5 protein-coding genes are annotated in these 3,768 nt (G+C 46.1%); all 5 read right to left on the bottom strand.

Annotated features, from left to right (window positions below):
• Nucleotides 1–991 (bottom strand): hypothetical protein (locus tag C7H79_RS16620; RefSeq protein WP_147383658.1); only part of this gene is annotated, 991 nt, incomplete at its 3' end.
• 45 nt (nucleotides 992–1,036) lie between these two features.
• Nucleotides 1,037–1,330 (bottom strand): hypothetical protein, encoded by a 294-nt coding sequence (locus tag C7H79_RS16615; protein ID WP_106708316.1) that lies wholly within the window; start codon nucleotides 1,328–1,330, stop codon nucleotides 1,037–1,039.
• A 32-nt stretch (nucleotides 1,331–1,362) separates the two neighbouring features.
• The gene (locus C7H79_RS16610) at nucleotides 1,363–1,653 is read right to left on the bottom strand and encodes a hypothetical protein (RefSeq protein ID WP_106708317.1); all 291 of its coding nucleotides are present in this window, start codon (nucleotides 1,651–1,653) and stop codon (nucleotides 1,363–1,365) included.
• Between the two features lie 83 nt (nucleotides 1,654–1,736).
• Nucleotides 1,737–2,153, bottom strand: a complete 417-nt coding sequence (locus C7H79_RS16605) for a hypothetical protein (protein ID WP_106708351.1) — start codon at nucleotides 2,151–2,153, stop codon at nucleotides 1,737–1,739.
• 15 nt (nucleotides 2,154–2,168) lie between these two features.
• Nucleotides 2,169–3,768: hypothetical protein (locus tag C7H79_RS16600; RefSeq protein ID WP_172592497.1), on the bottom strand; the 1,600-nt coding region annotated here is incomplete at its 5' end.

The raw sequence follows: 3,768 nt of genomic DNA, 5'->3' as shown, positions 1-3,768 counted from the left end.
ATGTGGTAATGACGGATGGAGTAAAAATATCGTTTCCACCCAATTTGACAATAACCGTTTTCTGGTTGCTGCCCGAAGCAATATAGTTTGCATCAATAATGATGCGGCTATTTGCCTTAAGCGGTGGCGTTTTGGTTGGCTTAAGTTGTGCGGTCACTCCCACCTCGGTAATAAGCGGATTAGCGGGGGTTCCACCAGGCCAAGGAAAACTTGTCTGGATTTCGGTTGTGCTAATCACGGTAGTTATTGGCAACAGGTCATACAATCCAAATCCTGTTGATGCCGTACCGATGTGCAACGATGCCTTGCCGTCGCACATGCCGCCAGTAAGTCCGTGCGCTGCGCTGGACGTTAGTTTGACGAGCCCACCGACATTGCTGGCGGTCCAGGCTAGTCCTGTGTTTGGAAACACCAGCGCGTGCGTTTCGTTGTCATGCTCTAACACAGCCCTGCCAATCACGCCATATACAGTGCCGTCTGACACGGCCAGGCATTTTTGCCCACCAGGATTTCCGCTGACGTTATTAAGAATGATTGCCATACCAGGATTCGCGCCTGCTTCTGGCAAATCTGGATCGCTCAGATTTTCGTAGGTTCTGGTTTCTGCGGCGTCGAAATAGGTTAAAACGTAGCTTCCTACGATGAAATTCACGCCAGAAATTCGAATTATGCCGATTTTCCAGTAAGTTGTTTTGAACTCTATCGAGGTTATCTGGAATGTAGCTCTCTTATTCCCCACGCTTTGCTCAAAATACAACCGACCGCCCACTTCATATACATTGAAGTCCTCGGTCATATCATATCCATCATTTGTGGTGGTATGGATATACAGAAAATCAGCACCGTTTATATCTGCGGCACTTAATTGAAATTTCCCTATACCCGGATTCGCATCCGTCAGGCTGGTACTGAATGTGAAGGGAGGCCCGGATTTTGGACCGGCTGGACCGGCGGCACCTGCCCCAGGTGGAATATAAATAAAACGTGGCATAATTTTATTCGTCCAATGAGTTATCGATATAAAACAGTCTTGTTATTAACCAATCTTGTGTATGTGAATAACACCCTCGGTACCGTCTGAAACAAAGCCTATCTTGCGATCCTTGCGAACTCTGACGGTGGCGGTTTGATTGGCTGGTACCAAATAACCTTTCTTATTGGTGTAAGTTAATGCGCTCACGTCCATTCCCACCATCAGAGCGAATGGCACGGTGCCAATCACGTCATAAAAACCACATGAAAGTGCATTTGTCGCGCCAGGGCTTGCTGTGAGGGTTGGTAATCCGCTAATTTCTTCAGTGCCTTCAATATCCAGATATTCACTAGGCATGGTTATTCCTTAAATATAAAATATGAAAATAATCACAAATTCGGCACCTGAATGCCTTGACCGGCAACCTCAATTACCAGATCAAGTCGATCAGGCGGTGTTTGTACGCTGTATAAATTGACTGATCCGTCGGGAATGGACTGCAGCACCGGCACATCAACACGCAGTTTTTGCAACACAGCCTCCGGCTCACCGCTCGAAAGAGGGTTTTGCAAAAGAGACTTGATGTCCTGGCCGTAATCCGAGCCAAGATAGCCATTGACCGGGGTCTTTAGCCAGTGCGAAACCATGTCTTGAATGTTGTTGCCAGTGATAGTAGCCATACATCAATATTAATGATGCCGGCTACCGCTTTATGGATGGTTTTCCTGAAATTGAAGTTATCAGGGGAATTGAGGGTGCTGGGTTACTTGCGTTCGGGAGTTTCCATATCAATATCGAAGAGCGTCCAGAATTCACCACTTTCGCTGTCCAGCATGAATTTGTTGCTGTGAATTATTTCAGATTTCAGATATTCAGAGCGAAATTCATCGGCCATGATTAAAGTTTCAAGGTCAGTATCGCCGTGATAAGCCTTTTTTATGAGTGGATCGGACTGGTTTCCAAGCTGATATCCGTTTGCATTCATAACATCCTTGAGAGCCCACCAGTAAGGACCGTAATCCCGATATCTCAGCCGGTCCTTTGCAAGTCTGTCAGCAATAACACTCAGGCCGAAACTCAGTAGATTTGAGAATCCACGGTTAGCCACCAAACCTTTCTTGCGTTCATGGATAATGTCGCTGATAACATCTTTATCAAATAAATATTCGGTGAAATTCATTGTAAGTATCCCTTGTTAGATTCTTGAGAGCGTTCCGTCTACCAAAACAAGAATGTCCGGCGCTGTGTTTGGCCTATCAGTCATCAATTTATCCCATACCGGCTGATAAACATTCCATGCCTTGTTTGGCTTATCCCACTTGTATCGACCTTCCCCAACCTCATTAGCAGCCTCTTTTATGTATTCTTTCCACTCCATGATTACAGGCCACGAGGTTGTGTCAATCCGGATGCCGATTATCTTAGAGTTCGTATCTTCTTGCGTGGCTGCAGTCTCATTTTCGGGCTGCTGCGGAGCATTTGCTTCCTCTAATCGCTTTATTGCCGCAGCTACAATCGCACGAAGATCGTATGGCAGATAATCGTCTGACGGATCCTTGCTCTCGTAATCGAACCAGTAAAGAGTTTTGCGCATAAAATCACCCACCTGTTCGCGTATCTCCTGCGCTGTTCTGCCTGTAATCGCAGCCCCAAAATCATCCACGGAAATGAGGTTCTTGATAGCTGCACCAAAATTGTAGGTGGAGCCATCGAAGTCATCCAATGTTAAGGTTAGATTGTTCGCAATCGCATATTCACGCATTGCAGAGATCATGCCAGAACTGTCTATTCCGTCCGCTTTTACCACCGCGAGGCTTGCTGGCGCCACAAATGACCCGTAATTAATCGACTTCACAATACTTTTTTGCGATTCTTTTATATGCCGTCTTACGACTGTATTGTCTTTTGTCATAACGAACGGGAAATACGGCTGCGGCAGAGCGTATCCGTGAGTAGAGTAAGAGGCCATCATTTCAACTTTTCTTCGCTGGGCTATTTCCGGAACGATATCGCTAAAACCGTTATCCAGAAATCCTTTATCGTTGATCTCATCCTCGATACTTGCCGCTTCATTCAAGAGCGTGTCGTATTCAGGAGAGCCGGGATAGAATATTTGCCCACCCTTAACGAATTGAACTAAAGGTATCTGACGGATGCCATTATCACCTTTGATGCCCCTGAAGGCGGATCTTTCGGAAACGCTGAATATCGCCAGGGAGCCGTCATCCTGACGAGAAATCGTGCCCGTAACGATAGGCTTTCCATCAACTACAAAAGCGTTGCTTTCAGCCGTGACTTTGGCTATTTCAGCCGGGTAACTGCCTTTTTCACCGGCTTGACGTGAGAAGTTAGCCACTGATTCCTCGATCATGGATTGAGCCATATCCACTTCCATCTGCCATTCGTTCGATATTTCACTGCCGTCAATGGGATCGATATAAAAACTTGGATAGAGTTGGCCTTTTAGCATTTCTTCCATTTTTTCGTCATTCAACCGGCTGGCTTTTCTAGCTGCCTGGAAGAAATCGTCTATTGAAACCGCATCCTTTTGACCGTTCTGATTTTGACTGCGGTGCCCCTGGTAAATCTTTCCCGATGCCTCTATTTGCCGCCTCATTCCATTAACTCTGGCGGTCAATTCTGACAATATCTGCTTGTTTTTGGCAATTGCGGATTCAGTGGCCTTGGGGTTATTGATCCGATCATTCAGTATCAGAATTTGCTTCTCGTAATTGAACACGCTAATGATTCTGCGGATAACGAAATCAGCCGGACTTGGGTTGTTCTCCAGGAAA

It is taken from the genome of Nitrosomonas supralitoralis (genome assembly GCF_003011925.2).
In the GTDB taxonomy this organism is placed as follows: Bacteria; Pseudomonadota; Gammaproteobacteria; order Burkholderiales; family Nitrosomonadaceae; genus Nitrosomonas; species Nitrosomonas supralitoralis.
This window is presented reverse-complemented; position numbering and strand designations above follow the sequence as displayed.

Coding starts and splice junctions, on each gene's coding strand:
- C7H79_RS16615 (WP_106708316.1), bottom strand. CDS start 1,330: ATGCCTAGTGAATATCTGGATATTGAAGGCACTGAAGAAATTAGCGGA.
- C7H79_RS16610 (WP_106708317.1), bottom strand. CDS start 1,653: ATGGCTACTATCACTGGCAACAACATTCAAGACATGGTTTCGCACTGG.
- C7H79_RS16605 (WP_106708351.1), bottom strand. CDS start 2,153: ATGAATTTCACCGAATATTTATTTGATAAAGATGTTATCAGCGACATT.